At 56.8% G+C, this 1101-nt stretch carries 1 rRNA gene; it reads left to right on the top strand.

The features are described 5' to 3' along the window. A 23S ribosomal RNA gene (locus Ade02nite_RS48845) occupies nucleotides 1-1101 on the top strand; the annotation flags it as partial.

Genomic DNA, 1101 nt, shown 5'->3' with positions numbered 1-1101 from the left:
TTTCCCGAGTAGCAGCGGACTCCTAGAATCTGCTGTGAATCTGCCAGGACCACCTGGTAAGGCTGAATACTTCCTGGTGACCGATAGCGGACGAGTACCGTGAGGGAATGGTGAAAAGTACCCCGGGAGGGGAGTGAAATAGTACCTGAAACCGTTCGCCTACAATCCGTCAGAGCCTGTTAGAGGGTGATGGCGTGCCTTTTGAAGAATGAGCCTGCGAGTTAGTGGCATGTGGCGAGGTTAACCTGTGTGGGGTAGCCGTAGCGAAAGCGAGTCTGAAGAGGGCGTTTGAGTCGCATGTTCTAGACCCGAAGCGGGGTGATCTAGCCATGGGCAGGTTGAAGCGTGGGTAAGACTGCGTGGAGGACCGAACCCACCAACGTTGAAAAGTTGGGGGATGACCTGTGGTTAGGGGTGAAAGGCCAATCAAACTCCGTGATAGCTGGTTCTCCCCGAAATGCATTTAGGTGCAGCGTCGTGTGTTTCTTGCCGGAGGTAGAGCACTGGATGGTCTAGGGGGCCTACAAGCTTACCGAAATCAGCTAAACTCCGAATGCCGGTAAGTGAGAGCGCGGCAGTGAGACTGCGGGGGATAAGCTTCGTAGTCGAGAGGGAAACAGCCCAGATCACCAGCTAAGGCCCCTAAGCGTGTGCTAAGTGGAAAAGGATGTGGGGTCGCTTAGACAACCAGGAGGTTGGCTTAGAAGCAGCCATCCTTTAAAGAGTGCGTAATAGCTCACTGGTCAAGTGGTTCCGCGCCGACAATGTAGCGGGGCTCAAGCACACCGCCGAAGCTGTGGCACTCACACTTTACTCGGCTGGTTCCCTTGAGGAGCTGGTCCAGGTGTGTGGGTGGGTAGGGGAGCGTCGTGCTACCGGGGAAGCGGCGGAGTGATCCAGCCGTGGAGGTTGCACGAGTGAGAATGCAGGCATGAGTAGCGAATGAAGGGTGAGAACCCCTTCCGCCGGATGACCAAGGGTTCCAGGGCCAGGCTAATCCGCCCTGGGTGAGTCGGGGCCTAAGGCGAGGCCGAGAGGCGTAGTCGATGGATAACGGGTTGATATTCCCGTACCCGCGTAGGAGCGCCCAAGACGAACCTC

Origin of the sequence: Paractinoplanes deccanensis (assembly GCF_016862115.1) — a bacterium.
In the GTDB taxonomy this organism is placed as follows: Bacteria; Actinomycetota; Actinomycetes; order Mycobacteriales; family Micromonosporaceae; genus Actinoplanes; species Actinoplanes deccanensis.
The sequence above is the reverse complement of the archived record's forward strand: the minus strand, read 5'-3'. Positions and strand labels throughout refer to the sequence as shown.